The organism is Caballeronia sp. LZ029 (assembly GCF_031451275.1).
Lineage (GTDB): Bacteria > Pseudomonadota > Gammaproteobacteria > Burkholderiales > Burkholderiaceae > Caballeronia > Caballeronia jiangsuensis.
In genome coordinates this window covers 2,032,712-2,050,095 of record NZ_JARUXO010000001.1, presented here as the reverse complement: position 1 = coordinate 2,050,095, position 17,384 = coordinate 2,032,712, and the positions used below count along the sequence as shown (strand labels likewise).

Here is a 17,384-nt window from a genome sequence, read left to right as displayed (position 1 = left end):
CATAGAAAATCGCCATGAATTCGCTTGCCAAGAATCTATCTGCTCAGGATGCACTCGAATACGTGCCGGTTCCGGCGTTCGAGGACAACTACATCTGGCTCGTATCGGACTCGCGCGATGCGGTCGTGGTCGACCCCGGTGACGCCGCGCCCGTGGAGGCGTATCTCGCCAGGCGCGGTTGGCGACTGACCGCTATTTTACTCACGCACCATCATCAGGACCACGTCGGCGGCGTGAAAGCGCTCCTCGATAGCCGATCGGCAGAGGGCGGCATTCCCGTCTACGGCCCGGCCAGCGAGCGTATCGAGCATCTGACCCAGCGCGTTACGGGCGGCGATACGGTGCGCATCGCGCATCCGGCGCTCGAACTTTCCGTGATCGACGTGCCGGGCCATACCGCCGGTCACATCGCTTATTTTCAGGCAGGCGACCCGGGCGGCACGCCGCATCTCTTTTGCGGCGACACGCTGTTCGCAAGCGGCTGCGGCCGACTCTTCGAAGGCACGCCGCAGCAGATGCTCGCCTCGCTGGACGCGCTCGCCGCGTTGCCCGAGAACACGCAGGTTCACTGCGCGCACGAATACACGCTGTCGAACATCAAATTCGCGCGCGCATGCGAGCCGGACAACGCCGCGCTCCTGCGTTGGAGCGACGACGCTCAGACGCTGCGCGCCGCCGGCAAGCCGACTTTGCCGACGACCATCGGCCACGAAAAAGCGGTAAATCCGTTCTTGCGCTCGGACGTTCCGGCGATCCACGCGACACTTTCGTCACAGTTCGGCACCCCGATTTCCGACCGTCTCGAAGCGTTTCGAATGATGCGAGGCTGGAAGGATAAGTTCCGCTAACCGAAGGCTTTTAGGGATAACTTCAACCGAAACGTTGGAATCGCCGTTAGATGCAGGATTTTGCAGGGGTTTTGCGCGCATTCTTATTGACGTCTTAGGTGCTGTTCCGTACTATCGGCTGCAAATTTCCAAGCATTATTTTGTGGAAGCAGAGACGTTCCATGCGACTAACCCTTAGCGCGCTGTCCGTCCTGATGCTCGCCGCGTGCGCGAGCCAGGGACCTACAGCGTCAGATCCTTTATCAGCTTCAGCCACTACCGCCGCTTCGCAGCAACAGCAGCAGCAAGTCGCCGACACCATCCGCCGCACCGCAGCAGCCAAGGAAACCATCGACGTCGACAAGACGCCCGTGACTTCGCTCGCGGGATCGTCCGATCTCTGGAACCGCATTCGTGGCGGCTTCCAGATTCCCGATCTGCAAAGCGATCTCGTCGACATGCAGGTCAACTGGTACGCGCAGCGCCCGGATTACGTCGAGCGCATGACCACGCGCTCGCAGAAGTACCTCTATCACATCGTCGAGGAACTCGAGCAGCGGCACATGCCGACCGAACTGGCGCTGCTGCCGTTCATCGAGTCGGCTTACAGCCCGCAGGCGCTGTCGGTCGCGAAGGCCGCGGGCATGTGGCAGTTCATGCCGGGCACGGGCCGCGATTACAACCTCAAGCAGAACATGTGGCAGGACGAGCGCCGCGACGTGCTCGCATCGACGAGCGCCGCGCTCGACTATCTCTCGCGTCTGCATGACATGTTCGGCGACTGGCATCTCGCGCTCGCCGCATACAACTGGGGCGAGGGCAATGTGCAGCGCGCGATCGCGCGCAACGAGGCGGCGGGCTTGCCGACCGACTACGAAAGTCTGCGCATGCCCAACGAGACGCGTAACTACGTGCCGAAGCTTCAGGCCGTAAAGAACATCGTGAGCAATCCGCAGATGTACGGCCTCGCGCTGCCGGACATCCCGAATCACCCGTATTTCGTGACGGTCACGACGGCACGCGACATCGACGTGACGATGGCCGCCAAGCTCGCCGCGATGAGCGTGGAAGAGTTCCGCTCGCTCAATCCGTCGTTCTCGAAGCCGGTGATTCTCGGCGCGACCAATCCGCAGATTCTGCTGCCGTTCGACAACGCGGCTTCGTTCCAGCGCAATCTCTCGTCGTATTCGGGCGCGTTGTCGTCGTGGACCACGTACACCGTGACCGAGCGGTCACGCCCGGCGGCGATCGCCGAGAAGATCGGCGTGGACGCGGACACGCTGATGTCGGTCAATCGTATTCCGGCGGGCATGCGTCTGAAGCCCGGCTCGACGATCGTCGTGCCCCGTACGGACGACGACGATGAAGACATCAGCGCCGATGTCGCCGCAAACGCGATGCTCGCGATCGAGCGCGATGTGCCCGACACGCGCCGACTCGTGATCCGCGTTCGCCGGAAGCAGGCCGTCAGCACGTTGGCGGATCGTTACAACGTTTCGCCGGCGCAGGTACGCGCGTGGAACCGTACGCACGGCGATATGATCATGCCGGGCCAGGTGGTCGTCCTGCACGTGCCTTATGGCCGTCCGGTGCCGGCAGAGCCAGGTCCGGCGCGCGTGGAGACGGTGGCGGCATCGAGCCGTTCGTCGGGCGGTGTGTCGAAGATCGGCACGCGCGTACCGGATGGGAAGTCTTCGCGCGGCGGCAAGGCAACCGCGCATCCGGCGGGCAAGGTGACGAAAGTGTCGGCTTCGACGGCATCGCATGCGGCAAAGCCCGCCGCCACGGCCAAGACCGCGAAGCCGGCAGCATCGACGAAAACGAGCAAGAAGAAATAAGGCCGACGTTTCGGCGAAGCGCTATCCCACGCCGTCACCAAGGTGACGGCGTTTTCTTTTGGCGACGCCGCTAAACTGGCGGTCCATAAGAATGAAGCGTCCGTTTCACATGCCTTCCACTCGTCTCCGTGTTTTTCTCCTGTTCGCCGCCGGATATTTCGTCTCGTACGTGTTCCGCGGGGTCAATCTCGGCTTCGCGCCGCTCATCACGCACGAGCTGGGTCTGTCCGCGGCCGATCTGGGTCTTCTCACCTCGCTGTATTTCATCGGCTTCGCGCTGGCGCAGATTCCCGTCGGCGTGTTGCTCGATCATTTCGGCCCGCGCCGCGTGACGGCCAGCATGCTGGTGTTCGCGGCGGCCGGCATCTGGGTGTTCGGTGCATCCCACGGGCTCGCGGGGCTGATGACCGGCCGGTTCCTGATCGGCGTCGGCGTATCGGTGTGTCTGAGCGCGGCCTTCAAGGCGTCGGCGCAGCATTTCGCGCTCGCGCGCCTGCCGCTCATCAATGGACTCACGATGGCTGTCGGCGGACTGGGCGGCGTCGTGGTCGGGTCGCCGCTCGCATCGCTCTTGCATGTCGCGAGCTGGCGGCAGGTGTGCGTGGGACTGGGCGTGTTCACGCTCGCCGTCGCCGCCGCGATCGTCCTGTTCGCGCCCCGCAAGGCCGAGGCCGAGCCACATCATCGGGCGGACGTCGTCGCCCAGTTCAAGGGCACGTGGCTCATTCTGAAAAGCGGCGTGTTCTGGAAGATCGCTTCGTTTTCTGTCGTCACGCAAGGCGTTTTCTATGCGATGCAATCGCTATGGATTCGCCCCTATTTGCTCGATGTCATGAACCTCGCGCCCGCGCACGCCGCAGCGCTCGTGTCGGTTCTCGGCTTCGCGATGATGTTCGGCTGCGTCGGTTTCGGCGCAGCGGCGCGCGGCATGGAGCGGCGCGGCGTTTCGGTGTATGCGTTCTGCGGCGTCGGCATGGTGCTGTTCGTTGTGACGCAAGTGTTGATGGTGCTGCGCGTGCCGCTGCCGCCGTCCGTGCTGATTACCGCATACGGGATTTTCGGCGGGACGGGCATCCTGAGCTACGCGGTCGCCGCGGAGTATTTTCCGTCGCACATGATCGGACGCGCGCACACGACGCTCACGCTCGTGATTTTCCTGTTGATCTTCGGCTTCCAGGTGGGTGTCGGCGCGATGCTTTCGCTCTGGCCGTCCGATGGCGGACGCTACCCGGCGTCGGCGCATCTGACGGTGTGGATCGTGCTGATCGGGCTGCAAGTTGCGAGTGCGGTCTGGTACGTTTTTCCGAGCCGCGTGCTGCACAAGGCCGAGCGAAAAGCGGAGCGCGCGGCGCACTGACCGGCATGCGCGAGGCAGGCGGTATGCAAGCGGACGTTTCCCAAATCTGGCGAATGCGACGTTTTCGCGCTATAATTCGAAGGTTTGAGCATATCAACCCGCACCCTAGCGCCTACCTCCCATTCACCGTCGTTCGCTGCGCATGAACTGCGCGCCGCACGGTGCCGATCGCCCGCTTGAATTCGTCGATGCCACGCGCAAGCGTGCCGGTTCGAGCCACGATGCGCGCACAGCGAGCCGCCGCTTTCACTGCGAAGGAAACCCTCGTTCTTCGAGCGACGGGAGGCCAAGCCTGAATTTCGGACAGACAGGTCGGTAACAGGGTGTTCCCCAAGGAGCTTCCCGTGTTGCCGTCATTTTCCCCCGCACTCCTCGCACTTGCCGACGGCACGGTCTTTCGTGGTCAATCGATCGGCGCGCCCGGTTCGACGATCGGCGAAGTGGTGTTCAACACCGCCATCACCGGTTATCAGGAAATCCTGACCGATCCGAGCTATGCCCGCCAGATCGTCACGCTGACCTATCCGCACATCGGCAACTACGGCGTGAACGCCGAAGACGTCGAAGCCACCAAAGTCCATGCCGCCGGCCTCATCATTCGTGATCTGCCGGTGCTCGCTTCTAACTTCCGCTCCGAGCAATCGCTCTCCGAATATCTGAAGGCGCAAGGCGTCGTCGCCATCTCGGGGATCGACACGCGCAAGCTCACGCGCATCCTGCGCGAGAAGGGTGCGCAGAACGGCTGCATTCTCGCCGGCACCGACGACGAAGCGAAGGCGCTCGGCCTCGCGCGCTCGTTCCCGGGCCTCGCGGGCATGGACCTCGCGAAGGTCGTGTCGACGCAAGAGAACTACGAATGGACGCAGACCGAATGGCGTCTCGGCAGCGGCTACGGCAAGCAGGAAGCGCCGAAGTTTCGCGTCGTCGCGTTCGACTACGGCGTGAAGTTCAACATCCTGCGCATGCTGGCCGAGCGCGGTTGCCACGTGACCGTGCTGCCGGCGCAATCGAGCGCCGCTGACGCGCTCGCGCTCAATCCGGACGGCATCTTCCTGTCGAACGGTCCCGGCGATCCGGAACCCTGCGACTACGCGATCCGCGCCACGCGCGAGTTCATCGAGCGCGGCATTCCGACGTTCGGCATCTGTCTCGGTCACCAGATCATGGGTCTCGCCGTCGGCGCGAAGACAATGAAGATGAAGACGGGCCATCACGGCGCGAACCATCCGGTAAAGGACATGGAAGACGGCCGCGTGGTGATCACGTCGCAGAACCACGGCTTCGCGGTCGATGCATCGACGCTGCCCGCCAACGCGAAGGTCACGCACGTTTCGCTGTTCGACGGCACGCTGCAAGGTTTCGCGCTCACCGACAAGCCCGCGTTCTGTTTCCAGGGCCACCCGGAAGCGTCGCCCGGCCCGCACGACATCGCGTATCTGTTCGACCGCTTCATCAAGCTGATGGAGTCGGCGAAGGTCGCCGCTTAAAAGTACCGAACATATATATCGAGAGCAGTTATGCCGAAGCGCACAGACATCAAGAGCATCCTCATCATCGGCGCGGGCCCGATTATCATCGGCCAGGCGTGCGAGTTCGATTATTCGGGCGCGCAAGCCTGCAAGGCGCTGCGTGAGGAAGGCTACAAGGTCATCCTCGTCAACAGCAATCCGGCGACGATCATGACCGATCCGAACACGGCCGACGTCACCTACATCGAGCCTATTTCGTGGGAAGTGGTCGAGCGCATCATCGCGAAGGAGCGCCCGGACGCGATCCTGCCGACCATGGGCGGGCAGACCGCGCTCAATTGCGCGCTCGACCTGTTCCATCACGGCGTGCTGGAGAAGTACAACGTCGAACTGATCGGCGCATCGCCCGAAGCGATCGACAAGGCCGAAGACCGCCAGAAGTTCAAGGACGCGATGACGAAGATCGGCCTCGGTTCGGCCAAGTCGGGCATCGCGCATTCGATGGAAGAAGCGCTCGCCGTGCAGGCGCAGATCGCCGAGGCGACGGGCAGCGGCGGTTATCCGACCGTCATTCGTCCTTCGTTCACGCTGGGCGGCTCGGGCGGCGGCATCGCATACAACAAGGATGAGTTCGAGGAAATCTGCCGCCGCGGTCTAGATCTTTCGCCGACGCGCGAACTGCTGATCGAAGAATCGCTGCTCGGCTGGAAAGAGTACGAGATGGAAGTCGTCCGCGATAAAAAGGACAACTGCATCATCGTGTGCTCGATCGAAAACCTCGACCCGATGGGCGTGCACACGGGCGATTCGATCACCGTCGCGCCCGCGCAGACGCTCACCGACAAGGAGTATCAGGTGCTGCGTAACGCGTCGCTCGCGGTGTTGCGCGAGATCGGCGTCGATACGGGCGGCTCGAACGTGCAGTTCGCCATCAACCCTGTCGATGGCCGCATGGTCGTCATCGAGATGAACCCGCGCGTGTCGCGCTCGTCGGCGCTGGCATCAAAGGCGACGGGCTTCCCGATCGCGAAGGTCGCCGCGAAGCTCGCGTGCGGCTACACGCTCGACGAACTCAAGAACGAAATCACCGGCGGACAGACGCCCGCATCGTTCGAACCGACGATCGACTATGTCGTGACGAAGGTGCCGCGCTTCGCGTTCGAAAAATTCCGCGAAGCCGATTCGCGCCTGACGACGCAGATGAAGTCCGTCGGCGAAGTGATGGCGATGGGCCGCACGTTCCAGGAATCGTTCCAGAAGGCGCTGCGCGGTCTGGAGGTGGGCGTCGATGGTCTCGACGAAAAGACCGCTAGCCGCGACGAAGTGATCCGCGAAATCGGCGAGCCGGGCCCGGACCGTATCTGGTATCTCGGCGACGCGTTCCGTCTCGGCCTCACGATGGAGGAGATCTTCGAAGAGACGTCGATCGATCCCTGGTTCCTCGCGCAGATCGAACAGATCATCCTGAAGGAAAAGGCGCTCGAAGGCCGCACGCTCGCGAGCCTAACGCGGGACGAACTGCTGTACCTGAAGAAGAGCGGCTTCTCGGATCGCCGCCTGGCGAAGCTGACTGGTTCGACGCAGGACGATGTGCGCAAGAAGCGCCACGAACTGAAGGTGCGCCCGGTCTACAAGCGCGTGGACACGTGCGCGGCCGAGTTCGCGACGAAGACCGCCTACATGTACTCGACCTACGAGGAAGAGTGCGAAGCGAATCCGACGGACAAGAAGAAGATCATGGTGCTCGGCGGCGGCCCGAACCGGATCGGGCAGGGCATCGAGTTCGACTATTGCTGCGTGCATGCCGCGCTCGCGATGCGCGAGGACGGCTATGAAACCATCATGGTCAACTGCAACCCTGAAACCGTGTCGACCGACTACGACACGTCCGATCGTCTGTACTTCGAATCGCTGACGCTGGAAGACGTGCTCGAGATCGTCGATCTCGAAAAGCCGGTCGGCGTGATCGTGCAGTACGGCGGACAGACGCCGCTCAAGCTCGCGCTCGATCTCGAAGCGAACGGTGTGCCGATCATCGGCACGTCGCCGGACATGATCGATGCCGCCGAAGATCGCGAACGCTTCCAGCAGCTTCTGAAAGATCTCGACCTGCGCCAGCCGCCGAACCGCACGGCGCGCGCCGAAGACGAAGCGTTGAAGCTCGCGGACGAAATCGGTTATCCGCTCGTCGTGCGTCCGTCGTACGTGCTGGGCGGCCGCGCGATGGAAATCGTCCACGAGCCGCGCGATCTCGAACGCTACATGCGCGAGGCCGTGAAGGTATCGAACGACTCGCCGGTGCTGCTCGACCGCTTCCTCAACGACGCGATCGAATGCGATGTCGACTGCATCTCCGATGGCGATGACGTGTTCATCGGCGGCGTCATGGAGCACATCGAACAGGCGGGCGTGCACTCGGGCGACTCGGCGTGCTCGCTGCCGCCGTACTCGTTGTCGAAGGAAACCGTCGACGAGCTGAAGCGGCAAACCGCCGCGATGGCGAAGGCGCTGAACGTCGTCGGCCTGATGAACGTGCAGTTCGCGATCCAGCAGGTACCGCAGGATGACGGTTCGAAGAAGGACATCATCTACGTGCTGGAAGTGAACCCGCGCGCATCGCGCACGGTGCCGTACGTGTCGAAGGCGACGGGCCTGCCGCTCGCGAAGATCGCCGCCCGCGCGATGGTCGGTCAGAAACTGAAGCAGCAAGGCGTCACGAAGGAAGTCATTCCGCCGTACTTCAGCGTGAAGGAAGCCGTGTTCCCGTTCGTCAAGTTCCCGGCTGTCGATCCGGTGCTCGGACCCGAGATGCGTTCGACCGGCGAAGTGATAGGCGTGGGCCGCACCTTCGGCGAGGCGCTCTTCAAGTCGCAGCTCGCGGCCGGCTCGCGTCTGCCGGAATCGGGCACGGTGCTGCTGACGGTGATGGACGCGGACAAGCCGAAGGCCGTCGAAGTCGCGCAGATGCTGCACGAGCTCGGCTATCCGATCGTCGCGACCAAGGGTACGGCGGCCGCGATCGCGGCGGCGGGCGTGCCGGTGAAGGTCGTGAACAAGGTGAAGGACGGCCGTCCGCACATCGTCGACATGATCAAGAACGGCGAGATCGCGCTCGTCTTCACGACCGTCGATGAAACGCGCGCCGCCATCGCCGATTCGCGTTCGATCCGCATGAGCGCGCAGGCCAACAAGGTCACGTACTACACGACCATGTCGGGTGCGCGCGCGGCCGTCGAGGGTCTGCGTTATCTCCGCGATCTGGAAGTCTATGATTTACAAGGGCTGCATGCTCGCCTAAACTAAGGCTTCGATTACAAGTCTAAGCATCACGAGCCGCGGTTAAGCGGCGTCTCCTTTGATCGGGAGATGCGCTTAACCGCGGTAATTTTTTTGACGAAATTGTTTGTGAGTGGTCTATGAGCACGATTCCTTTGACGAAGCGCGGCGCGGAGTTGCTGCGCGACGAGTTGCAACGCCTGAAGGCCGTGGAGCGTCCGGCGGTCATCACTGCGATCGCGGAGGCCCGCGCACAAGGCGACTTGTCGGAAAACGCGGAATACGACGCCGCGAAAGAAAAGCAGGGATTCATCGAGGGTCGCATCGCTGAGATCGAGTCGAAGCTCGCCGCCGCACAAGTGATCGACCCGACGCAGGTCGAAGCCGAAGGCCGTGTGGTGTTCGGCGCGACGGTCGAACTGGAGGATCTGGAGTCGGGCGACATGGTGACGTATCAGATCGTCGGCGATGACGAAGCGAATATCGATCACGGTCTCATCTCGGTGAGCTCGCCGATCGCGCGCGCGCTCATCGCGAAATCGGAAGGCGACGTCGCGTCGGTGCAGGCACCGAGCGGCGCGCGCGAATACGAAATCATCGCTGTACGTTACGTCTGATGGAGCACCGGCTCTTTCGCACCATCAGCATGGTCTGGGTCGGCAGCTTGCTGACCCTGGGCCTCGTCGCCGCGCCCGTCCTTTTCTCGATGCTCGACCGCACGTCGGCGGGCTCGGTGGCGGCGCAACTCTTCAGGATCGAGGCGATCATCGGCGTGGTCAGCGCGCTCGTGCTGATTCTGATCGGCAATCGCTTCGTGAAAAGCGGCATCGTCGATTACAAGCGCGTGCGGTGGATCGTCGCGGTGATGCTTCTGTGCGTGCTGGTCGGCTACTTCGCGCTGCAGCCGTTCATGAACTCGCTGCGCATGGCGGCGCAGGAAGCGGGCACCGATCTCGCCAGCTCTCCGTATGCGAAGGAGTTCGGCGTACTGCACGGCATATCGAGCGCGATCTATCTGATCGAATGCCTGTTCGGTATCGCGCTGGTGTGGCGCCTGCCGGGTGCGGCGCCGGTCAAGGTCGTGCCGAAGGGCAAATCGGCCAAGGTGGCGGCGAAACGAGCGCGTAGCTGAATCGCAGTGGTTACGGAACGGCGCGTGCGTGACATCGGCAACGCACGCGCCGTTCGATCATTTCACCGCTTGATGCTGGCGCTTCGAGCCGGTCTGACGCTTCTTCGCGCGCTTCACGTTGCCGCCGGCCGTCACGCGTTCGTTGCCCAGCACTTTCAGCGTGGTCTTCTTCGGCTTCTTGAAGGCGGGCCCGTCGCGCGTGATCTTCACAGCCTTGACGGTGCGAGGCGCGCGGCCCTTGGTCGAATTTTCGGCGGCTTCGCCCGCGCTCGGCGGCATCGTGCTGCGCGTGCGGGTGGCGCTTCGTTTAGGCGCGGTGCCCTCGGGTCTCCAGATCACGAGCAGCTTGCCGATATGCTGGATAGGCGCGGCGTTCAGGCGATCGCAGATTTCGTCGTAGACCTCGACGCGCGCTTCGCGCTCGTCGCCGAATACGCGAACCTTGATGAGTTGGTGCGCTTCGAGGTGGACGTTGATCTCTTTCAGCACGGCATCGGTCAGACCCTCCGCGCCGACGAGCACGACGGGCTTGAGCGCATGGGCCTGGGAGCGCAGATCGGCGCGCTCGGCGGGGGAGAGTTTAAGTGCTGGCATGAGAAATTTGGGACTCGACTAAAATGTGGGCGGCGTGAGGTAGCTCGCGAGGCGGTTTGAACACGCTGAAGCGAAAGCGCATGGCTTCGCGCCGCATCTGCGGCGCATCGATCGCGCCACCGCCCACCAGAAACAGAACAGGCCGGATGCCGGGTTTCGGCGCACGTGAGCGTCCGAGGGCCGGTCCGGCCGACAAGACGCGTATTATCCGCTAAAAGCATCGCGCGATGCAGCAAAATCCGCACCGGGCGCGCTGTCAGCGCGCCACATGAGCTCAGTTTGAATGGCAAAAAACCGTTTTAATCATTCGTGGTTGCACGACCACATCAACGATCCTTACGTGAAGATGGCGCAGCGCGAGGGCTACCGCGCGCGCGCCGCGTACAAGCTGAAGGAGATCGACGAGCAGGACAAGCTCATCAAGCCGGGGCAGGTCATCGTCGATCTCGGTTCGACGCCCGGCAGCTGGAGCCAGTACGCGCGCAACAAGCTCGCGCAGGGCGCGAAGCGGGACGCCGAACGCGAGGGCGGCATCGACGGCACGATCATCGCGCTGGATATTCTGCCGATGGACCCGATTGCGGACGTCACGTTCATTCAGGGCGACTTCCGCGAGGACGAGGTGCTCGCGCAACTCGCTGAAATCGTCGGCGAGCGTCAGGTGGACCTTGTAATTTCCGACATGGCCCCCAACCTCTCTGGCGTAGCGAGTGCGGATGCGGCGCGCATAGAGCATCTCTGCGATCTGGCGCTGGAGTTCGCGCAGAACCATCTGAAACCGGAAGGTGCACTGCTGGTCAAATGTTTTCACGGCAGCGGTTACAGTCAGATCGTCGAAAAGTTCAAGCAGCAGTTCAAAGTGGTGGCGCCGCGCAAACCGAAAGCCTCTCGCGACAAATCGTCGGAGACGTTTATTCTCGGGCGGCGGCTCAAGCACCCGAACTGAAAGGCCCGCAACCAATTTGGCGAAAATCGGCGATATTCGCGCGGATAATGTCGAAAAAGGCCTGTCTGCCGATATTTGTGCGGTAGATAAACCTTATGGCAGGGGTTAGCGGTCTGGATTAGAATGCTTTAGTGGCGTCGCAAGGTTTATGTAGGCGCCCGTCTATGAGTGAGGAGTGGTGCTTTGAACAACAATATGTTCTCTAAAGCGGCAGTGTGGCTCGTGATCGCACTGGTGCTGTTTACGGTGTTCAAGCAGTTCGATAAGCCCCGCGTCCAGGAAGGTGTGTCCTATTCGCAGTTCATGGACGACGCGAAGAACGGCAAGGTCAAGAATGTCACCGTTCAAGGGCGCAATCTGACGGTCACTCCGGCAGACGGCCAGAAGTATCAGATCGTGTCGCCCGGCGACATCTGGATGGTCGGCGATCTGATGAAATACGGCGTTCAGGTCAGCGGCAAGGCTGACGATGAGCCGAATGCGCTCGTCTCCGCGCTGTACTACCTCGGACCCACGATCCTGATCATCGGGTTCTGGTTCTACATGATGAGGCAGATGCAGGGGGGCGGCAAAGGCGGGGCGTTTTCGTTCGGGAAGTCGCGAGCGCGGCTGATCGACGAGAACAACAACGCTATCAATTTCACCGACGTCGCGGGCTGCGACGAAGCCAAGGAAGAAGTGTCGGAGCTCGTGGACTTCCTGCGCGATCCGCAGAAGTTCCAGAAGCTGGGCGGGCGCATACCACGCGGTGTGCTGCTGGTCGGGCCTCCGGGTACGGGTAAGACGCTGCTGGCGCGCGCCATCGCGGGTGAAGCGAAGGTGCCGTTCTTCAGCATCTCGGGTTCGGACTTCGTGGAAATGTTCGTCGGTGTCGGTGCGGCTCGTGTGCGCGACATGTTCGAGCAGGCGAAGAAGCATGCGCCGTGTATCGTGTTCATCGACGAAATCGACGCGGTCGGCCGTCATCGCGGCGCCGGCATGGGCGGCGGCAACGACGAACGCGAGCAGACGCTGAACCAGATGCTCGTCGAAATGGACGGCTTCGAGGCGAACTCGGGCGTCATCGTGATCGCGGCGACGAACCGTTCGGACGTGCTCGATAAAGCGCTGCTCCGTCCGGGCCGTTTCGACCGTCAGGTGTACGTCGGTCTGCCGGATATCCGCGGTCGCGAGCACATCATGAAGGTGCACCTGCGCAAGGTGCCGATCGCGAACGACGTGGACGCATCGGTCATCGCGCGCGGCACGCCGGGCTTTTCGGGCGCGGATCTCGCGAACCTGGTCAACGAAGCTGCGCTGTTTGCCGCGCGTCGTGGCAAGCGCATCGTCGAGATGCAGGACTTCGAGGACGCGAAGGACAAGATCTTCATGGGTCCGGAGCGCAAGTCGGCGGTCATGCGAGAAGAAGAGCGCCGCAACACGGCTTATCACGAGTCCGGTCACGCAGTGGTGGCGAAGTTGCTGCCGCACGCTGATCCCGTGCACAAAGTCACGATCATGCCGCGCGGTTGGGCGCTTGGCGTCACTTGGCAATTGCCGGAGCATGACCGCGTGAATCTGTATCGCGACAAGATGCTCGAGGAAATCGCGATCCTGTTCGGCGGCCGCGCAGCGGAAGAAGTGTTCCTTAACTCGATGTCGACGGGCGCTTCGAACGACTTCGAGCGCGCGACGAAAATGGCGCGCGATATGGTCACGCGTTACGGCATGTCGGATGTGCTCGGCACGATGGTCTACGTCGACACGGAAGACAACGGCATGTTCGGCAAGATGGGCGCGAAGTCGGTGTCCGAAGCCACGCAGCAGAAGGTCGATGCGGAAATCCGCCGCATCCTCGATGAGCAATACGCGCTCGCCCGCAAGCTGCTGGAAGACAACCGCGCGAGAGTCGAAGCGATGACCAAGGCGCTGCTCGAATGGGAAACCATCGACGCAGACCAGATCAGCGACATCATGGCGGATCGCCCGCCGCGTCCGCCGAAGAACTTGCCACCTCCGTCCGGCGATACGCCGCCGGGTGGCAGCAGCGGCACCGAGGTCAAGCCGGGCAACGCGCCGGCAACGGCCTAAGTTCTCTGCGTCCGTTCATGGGCCGGTGTGCATTGCACGCCGGCCCATTTTGACTTTACGGCCCCGGTTTTAATGAGATGCTGAACCACGCGCCGCACAACGCCGGTTCGTTTCGAATTTCATCGCTTGCAAGAGCCGCTTCCCATTTCTCTTTCTCCGCTTCGTTCCTACTCGCTTGACCACGCCGATCTCATCCCCGCTTCCCGCAGCGCCGCTCCAGTGCGGCCGCTTCACGCTGACCTTCGAACGTCCGCTCGTCATGGGCATTCTCAACGTTACGCCGGATTCGTTCTCGGACGGCGGCCGTTTCGTCTCGCGCGACGCCGCGCTCGCGCGCGCCGAGCAGATGCTTGCCGATGGCGCCGACATGATCGATATCGGTGGTGAATCCACGCGTCCGGGCGCGCCACCCGTGCCGCTCGACGAGGAACTGGAGCGCGTCGTGCCGATCGTCGAAGCGCTGCGCGCCATGCGAGTGCCGCTTTCCGTCGATACCTACAAGCCTGCCGTGATGCGCGCCGTGCTCGAGGCCGGCGCGGACATGATCAACGATATCTGGGGCCTGCGTCGGGAAGGCGCGCTCGACGCCGTGAAGGACAGCAAGTGCGGGCTATGCGTGATGCACATGCTCGGCGAGCCGCGCACGATGCAGCTCCACGATCCGGTGTACGAGGACGTCGTCGCCGACGTGCGCGCCTTCTTCGCGGAGCGCGTCGCCACGCTCGCGCAAGCAGGCATCGCGGCTGCGCGCGTCAGCGTCGATCCGGGCTTCGGCTTCGGGAAGACGGTCGAGCATAATTACGCGTTGCTCGCGCATCTCACGGGCACGCTGCCAGGCGGGACGAATTTCCCGTTGCTCGCGGGCATGTCGCGCAAGTCGATGCTCGGCGCGGTCACCGGACGCAGCGCCGGCGAGCGGCTCGCGGCAAGTGTCGCCGGTGCGGTTTGCGCGGCAGAGCGGGGCGCGGCGATCATTCGGGTGCACGACGTCGCGGAGACTGTCGATGCGCTGAAAGTCTGGCAGGCCACAAAGAATGCTGCCCGGAATGGGCATCATTGACACTAGCCTCATTCATCAGGAATTTAGGCGCAGGCGCGCGCCGATAGAACTCATCAACTAAAAATCGCGGTCCGATAACAAGCGCCCTACGGCCGCGAGGAGGGTCAGGCAACAATGGCACGTCAATACTTTGGAACAGACGGCATCCGCGGTCGCGTCGGCGTCGCGCCGATCACGCCGGATTTCGTACTCAAGCTCGGCTACGCGGCGGGCAAGGTGCTGGCGGGCGCCGACCGCGCCCAGCAGAAGAAGGGCAACCGTCCGACGGTGCTGATCGGCAAGGACACGCGCGTGTCGGGCTATATGCTCGAAGCCGCGCTGGAATCGGGCTTCTCGGCGGCGGGCGTCGACGTCATGCTGGCCGGCCCGATGCCGACGCCGGGCGTCGCATATCTGACGCGTGCGCTGCGCCTGTCGGCGGGCGTCGTGATCAGCGCGTCGCACAATCCGTACAACGACAACGGCATCAAGTTCTTCTCCGCCGATGGCAACAAGCTGCCCGACGAAGTCGAGCTCGAAATCGAGCGCCAGCTCGAGCAGCCGATGGAATGCGCGCCGTCCGAGCGTCTCGGCAAGGCGCGCCGTCTCGACGATGCGGGCGGACGCTATATCGAATTCTGCAAGAGCACCTTTCCGGCGAGCTTCGACCTGCGCGGACTGAAGCTCGTGGTCGATTGCGCGCATGGCGCCGCATACGACGTCGCGCCGCACGTGTTCCATGAACTCGGCGCGGAAGTCGTGTCGATCGGCGCGTCGCCGAACGGCTTCAACATCAACGACGGCGTCGGCGCGACCGCACCCGAGGCTCTCGTGCGCGCCGTGCTGGAGCACAAGGCCGATCTCGGCATCGCGCTCGATGGCGACGCGGACCGTTTGCAGATCGTCGATTCGACTGGCCGTCTCTATAACGGCGACGAACTGCTCTACGTGCTGGTCAAGGACCGCATCGCGACCGACGGCAAAGTGGAAGGCGCTGTCGGCACACTGATGACCAACATGGCCGTCGAAGTGGCGCTGAAAGAAGCCGGCGTGCAGTTCGTCCGCGCGGCGGTCGGCGACCGCTACGTGCTCGAAAAGCTGCGCGAGAACGGCTGGCTGCTGGGCGCGGAAGGCTCGGGTCATATCCTGTCGCTCGACCGTCATTCGACCGGCGACGGCATCGTCTCGGCGCTCCTCGTGCTCGCGGCGATCCAGCGCAGCGGCAAGTCGCTCGCCGATTTGCTGCACGGCGTGAGCCTGTTCCCGCAAAAGCTCATCAACGTGCGCATGAACGCGGGCGCGAACTGGAAGACGAGCGACGCGATCCGGCGCGCGGTCGAACAAGCCGAGCATTCCCTCCAATCGCACGGCCGGGTCTTGATTCGCGCGTCGGGAACCGAGCCCGTCTTGCGCGTGATGGTGGAAGCATCGGCGCAGAAGGATGCGGTTCGGTACGCGGAAACGATTGCGCAAGTGGTGAAAGAGGCGACTTCGTAGGCGTTTACTGAAAATCGTCACGTTCTTCTTAAAGCGGGCTGCGGCCCGCTTTTTTATTTGCATCGACGCCTTGACAAATCGGGCGTGATCAAACTTTCAGCACGTAAGCGGAATGACATGCTGGCTTCACAGTAATTCATATTACTGTCACAGACTCCTCCTATATTTCGCGGTGTCGTCTCACACGCATACACGACACACGCTCACAAACCCTGGAGGTTTCAATGAAATTGATGCAAACCGCGCTGGCCGGCGTTATTGGCGCCCTGTTCGCCATCTCCGCGCAAGCCGCCGACATCACCGGCGCGGGTTCTACCTTCGCAGCTCCGATCTACACGAAGTGGGCAGACGCCTACCAAAAGACCGGTGGCGGCAAGGTGAACTACCAAGGCATCGGCTCGTCGGGCGGTATCAAGCAAATCATCGCGAAGACGGTGGATTTCGCGGGCTCGGACGCTCCGCTGAAAGATGAAGAACTCGCGAAGGACGGCCTGTTCCAGTTCCCGACGGTGGTTGGCGGCGTCGTGCCGGTCATCAACGTGCCGGGCGTGAAGGCTGGCGAAGTGACGTTGTCGGGTCAGGTGCTCGGCGACATCTACCTGGGCAAGATCAAGAAGTGGAACGACCCGGCGATCGCCGCGCTGAACCCGAAGGCCAAGCTGCCGGATACGGACATCGCCGTGGTCCGCCGCGCTGACGGCTCGGGCACCAGCTTCATCTGGACGAACTACCTGTCGAAGGTCAACCCCGAGTGGAAGTCGAAGGTCGGCGAAGGCTCGACGGTGAACTGGCCGACGGGCACGGGCGGCAAGGGCAACGACGGCGTCGCGGCCTTCGTGCAGCGTCTGCCGGGCGCGATCGGCTACGTCGAGTGGGCGTATGCGAAGCAGAACAAGATGACCTACGTCGGCATGAAGAACTCGGCCGGCACGGTCGTCGAGCCGAAGACGGACACGTTCAAGGCAGCCGCCGCCGGTGCGGACTGGTCGAAGTCGTTCTACCAGATCCTCACGAACGAGCCGGGCCAGAACGCATGGCCGATCGTCGGCGCGACCTTCGTGCTGCTGCACGCGACGCAGGAAAAGCCGGCCCAAGGCACGGAAACGCTGAAGTTCTTCGACTGGGCGTTCAAGAACGGCGGTCAGGCCGCCAACGATCTCGACTACATCTCGCTGCCTGATTCGGTCGTCGCCGAAATCAAGTCGCAATGGAAGGCGAAGGTCAAGGATGGTTCGGGCAAGTCGGTTGCCGAGTAAGCGCAGTACTCATAGCTGGAAACTGTCCTAAGCTTCTGAAGCCCGGACGGTAAGCAACAAAGAAAGCCGCGCGGCGGGCCTAA

At 62.8% G+C, this 17,384-nt stretch carries 13 protein-coding genes; 12 read left to right on the top strand and 1 reads right to left on the bottom strand.

Annotated elements, in window-relative coordinates; translation table 11 throughout:
- The first annotated feature begins 14 nt into the window (after positions 1-14).
- From gloB to QCE73_RS09670, 7 genes are all read left to right on the top strand, one after another.
- Complete coding sequence (gloB, locus tag QCE73_RS09700) at positions 15-848, top strand: hydroxyacylglutathione hydrolase (RefSeq protein ID WP_309880965.1); 834 nt, start codon at positions 15-17, stop codon at positions 846-848.
- 161 nt (positions 849-1,009) lie between these two features.
- Positions 1,010-2,665, top strand: a complete 1,656-nt coding sequence (locus QCE73_RS09695; protein WP_309880963.1) for a transglycosylase SLT domain-containing protein — start codon at positions 1,010-1,012, stop codon at positions 2,663-2,665.
- A 109-nt stretch (positions 2,666-2,774) separates the two neighbouring features.
- On the top strand, positions 2,775-4,022 hold the full coding sequence (locus QCE73_RS09690) for an MFS transporter (RefSeq protein WP_309880961.1): 1,248 nt from the start codon (positions 2,775-2,777) through the stop codon (positions 4,020-4,022).
- A gap of 344 nt (positions 4,023-4,366) precedes the next feature.
- The gene (gene carA / locus QCE73_RS09685) at positions 4,367-5,509 is read left to right on the top strand and encodes a glutamine-hydrolyzing carbamoyl-phosphate synthase small subunit (RefSeq protein WP_309880960.1); all 1,143 of its coding nucleotides are present in this window, start codon (positions 4,367-4,369) and stop codon (positions 5,507-5,509) included.
- Between the two features lie 30 nt (positions 5,510-5,539).
- Positions 5,540-8,794 carry a carbamoyl-phosphate synthase large subunit gene (gene carB / locus QCE73_RS09680; protein ID WP_309880958.1) on the top strand — a complete coding sequence of 1,085 codons (3,255 nt, stop codon included), beginning with the start codon at positions 5,540-5,542 and terminating at the stop codon, positions 8,792-8,794.
- Positions 8,795-8,907: 113 nt separating this feature from the next.
- Positions 8,908-9,384 (top strand): transcription elongation factor GreA, encoded by a 477-nt coding sequence (gene greA / locus QCE73_RS09675; RefSeq protein WP_035501637.1) that lies wholly within the window; start codon positions 8,908-8,910, stop codon positions 9,382-9,384.
- Complete coding sequence (locus tag QCE73_RS09670) at positions 9,384-9,899, top strand: DUF4149 domain-containing protein (RefSeq protein ID WP_035501636.1); 516 nt, start codon at positions 9,384-9,386, stop codon at positions 9,897-9,899. The genes greA and QCE73_RS09670 overlap by 1 nt, the downstream gene beginning before the upstream one ends.
- 57 nt (positions 9,900-9,956) lie before the next feature.
- On the opposite strand, the gene QCE73_RS09665 is transcribed toward QCE73_RS09670, so the two are convergent.
- Positions 9,957-10,493 carry a YhbY family RNA-binding protein gene (locus QCE73_RS09665; protein ID WP_309880955.1) on the bottom strand — a complete coding sequence of 179 codons (537 nt, stop codon included), beginning with the start codon at positions 10,491-10,493 and terminating at the stop codon, positions 9,957-9,959.
- Between the two features lie 283 nt (positions 10,494-10,776).
- On the opposite strand from QCE73_RS09665, the gene QCE73_RS09660 reads away from it, so the two are divergent.
- From QCE73_RS09660 to pstS, 5 genes are all read left to right on the top strand, one after another.
- Positions 10,777-11,439: an RlmE family RNA methyltransferase gene (locus QCE73_RS09660; RefSeq protein ID WP_238215386.1), complete on the top strand. Its 663-nt coding sequence runs from the start codon at positions 10,777-10,779 to the stop codon at positions 11,437-11,439.
- Positions 11,440-11,622: 183 nt separating this feature from the next.
- Entirely contained in the window at positions 11,623-13,509 is a 1,887-nt protein-coding gene (ftsH, locus tag QCE73_RS09655) for an ATP-dependent zinc metalloprotease FtsH (RefSeq protein ID WP_035501633.1), read from the top strand.
- A 259-nt stretch (positions 13,510-13,768) separates the two neighbouring features.
- Positions 13,769-14,569, top strand: coding sequence for a dihydropteroate synthase (gene folP, locus QCE73_RS09650; RefSeq protein WP_309881969.1), 801 nt, complete (start codon positions 13,769-13,771; stop codon positions 14,567-14,569).
- Between the two features lie 114 nt (positions 14,570-14,683).
- Positions 14,684-16,045, top strand: coding sequence for a phosphoglucosamine mutase (gene glmM / locus QCE73_RS09645; protein ID WP_035501631.1), 1,362 nt, complete (start codon positions 14,684-14,686; stop codon positions 16,043-16,045).
- 224 nt (positions 16,046-16,269) lie between these two features.
- Positions 16,270-17,301 (top strand): phosphate ABC transporter substrate-binding protein PstS, encoded by a 1,032-nt coding sequence (pstS, locus tag QCE73_RS09640; RefSeq protein WP_035501630.1) that lies wholly within the window; start codon positions 16,270-16,272, stop codon positions 17,299-17,301.
- The last annotated feature ends 83 nt before the right edge of the window (positions 17,302-17,384 follow it).

Bases quoted from the DNA above. Each gene is read 5' to 3' on its own strand.
- gloB (WP_309880965.1), top strand. From the start codon at position 15: ATGAATTCGCTTGCCAAGAATCTATCTGCTCAGGATGCACTCGAATAC.
- QCE73_RS09695 (WP_309880963.1), top strand. From the start codon at position 1,010: ATGCGACTAACCCTTAGCGCGCTGTCCGTCCTGATGCTCGCCGCGTGC.
- QCE73_RS09690 (WP_309880961.1), top strand. From the start codon at position 2,775: ATGCCTTCCACTCGTCTCCGTGTTTTTCTCCTGTTCGCCGCCGGATAT.
- carB (WP_309880958.1), top strand. From the start codon at position 5,540: ATGCCGAAGCGCACAGACATCAAGAGCATCCTCATCATCGGCGCGGGC.
- greA (WP_035501637.1), top strand. From the start codon at position 8,908: ATGAGCACGATTCCTTTGACGAAGCGCGGCGCGGAGTTGCTGCGCGAC.
- QCE73_RS09670 (WP_035501636.1), top strand. From the start codon at position 9,384: ATGGAGCACCGGCTCTTTCGCACCATCAGCATGGTCTGGGTCGGCAGC.
- QCE73_RS09665 (WP_309880955.1), bottom strand. From the start codon at position 10,493: ATGCCAGCACTTAAACTCTCCCCCGCCGAGCGCGCCGATCTGCGCTCC.
- QCE73_RS09660 (WP_238215386.1), top strand. From the start codon at position 10,777: ATGGCAAAAAACCGTTTTAATCATTCGTGGTTGCACGACCACATCAAC.
- folP (WP_309881969.1), top strand. From the start codon at position 13,769: ATGGGCATTCTCAACGTTACGCCGGATTCGTTCTCGGACGGCGGCCGT.
- glmM (WP_035501631.1), top strand. From the start codon at position 14,684: ATGGCACGTCAATACTTTGGAACAGACGGCATCCGCGGTCGCGTCGGC.
- pstS (WP_035501630.1), top strand. From the start codon at position 16,270: ATGAAATTGATGCAAACCGCGCTGGCCGGCGTTATTGGCGCCCTGTTC.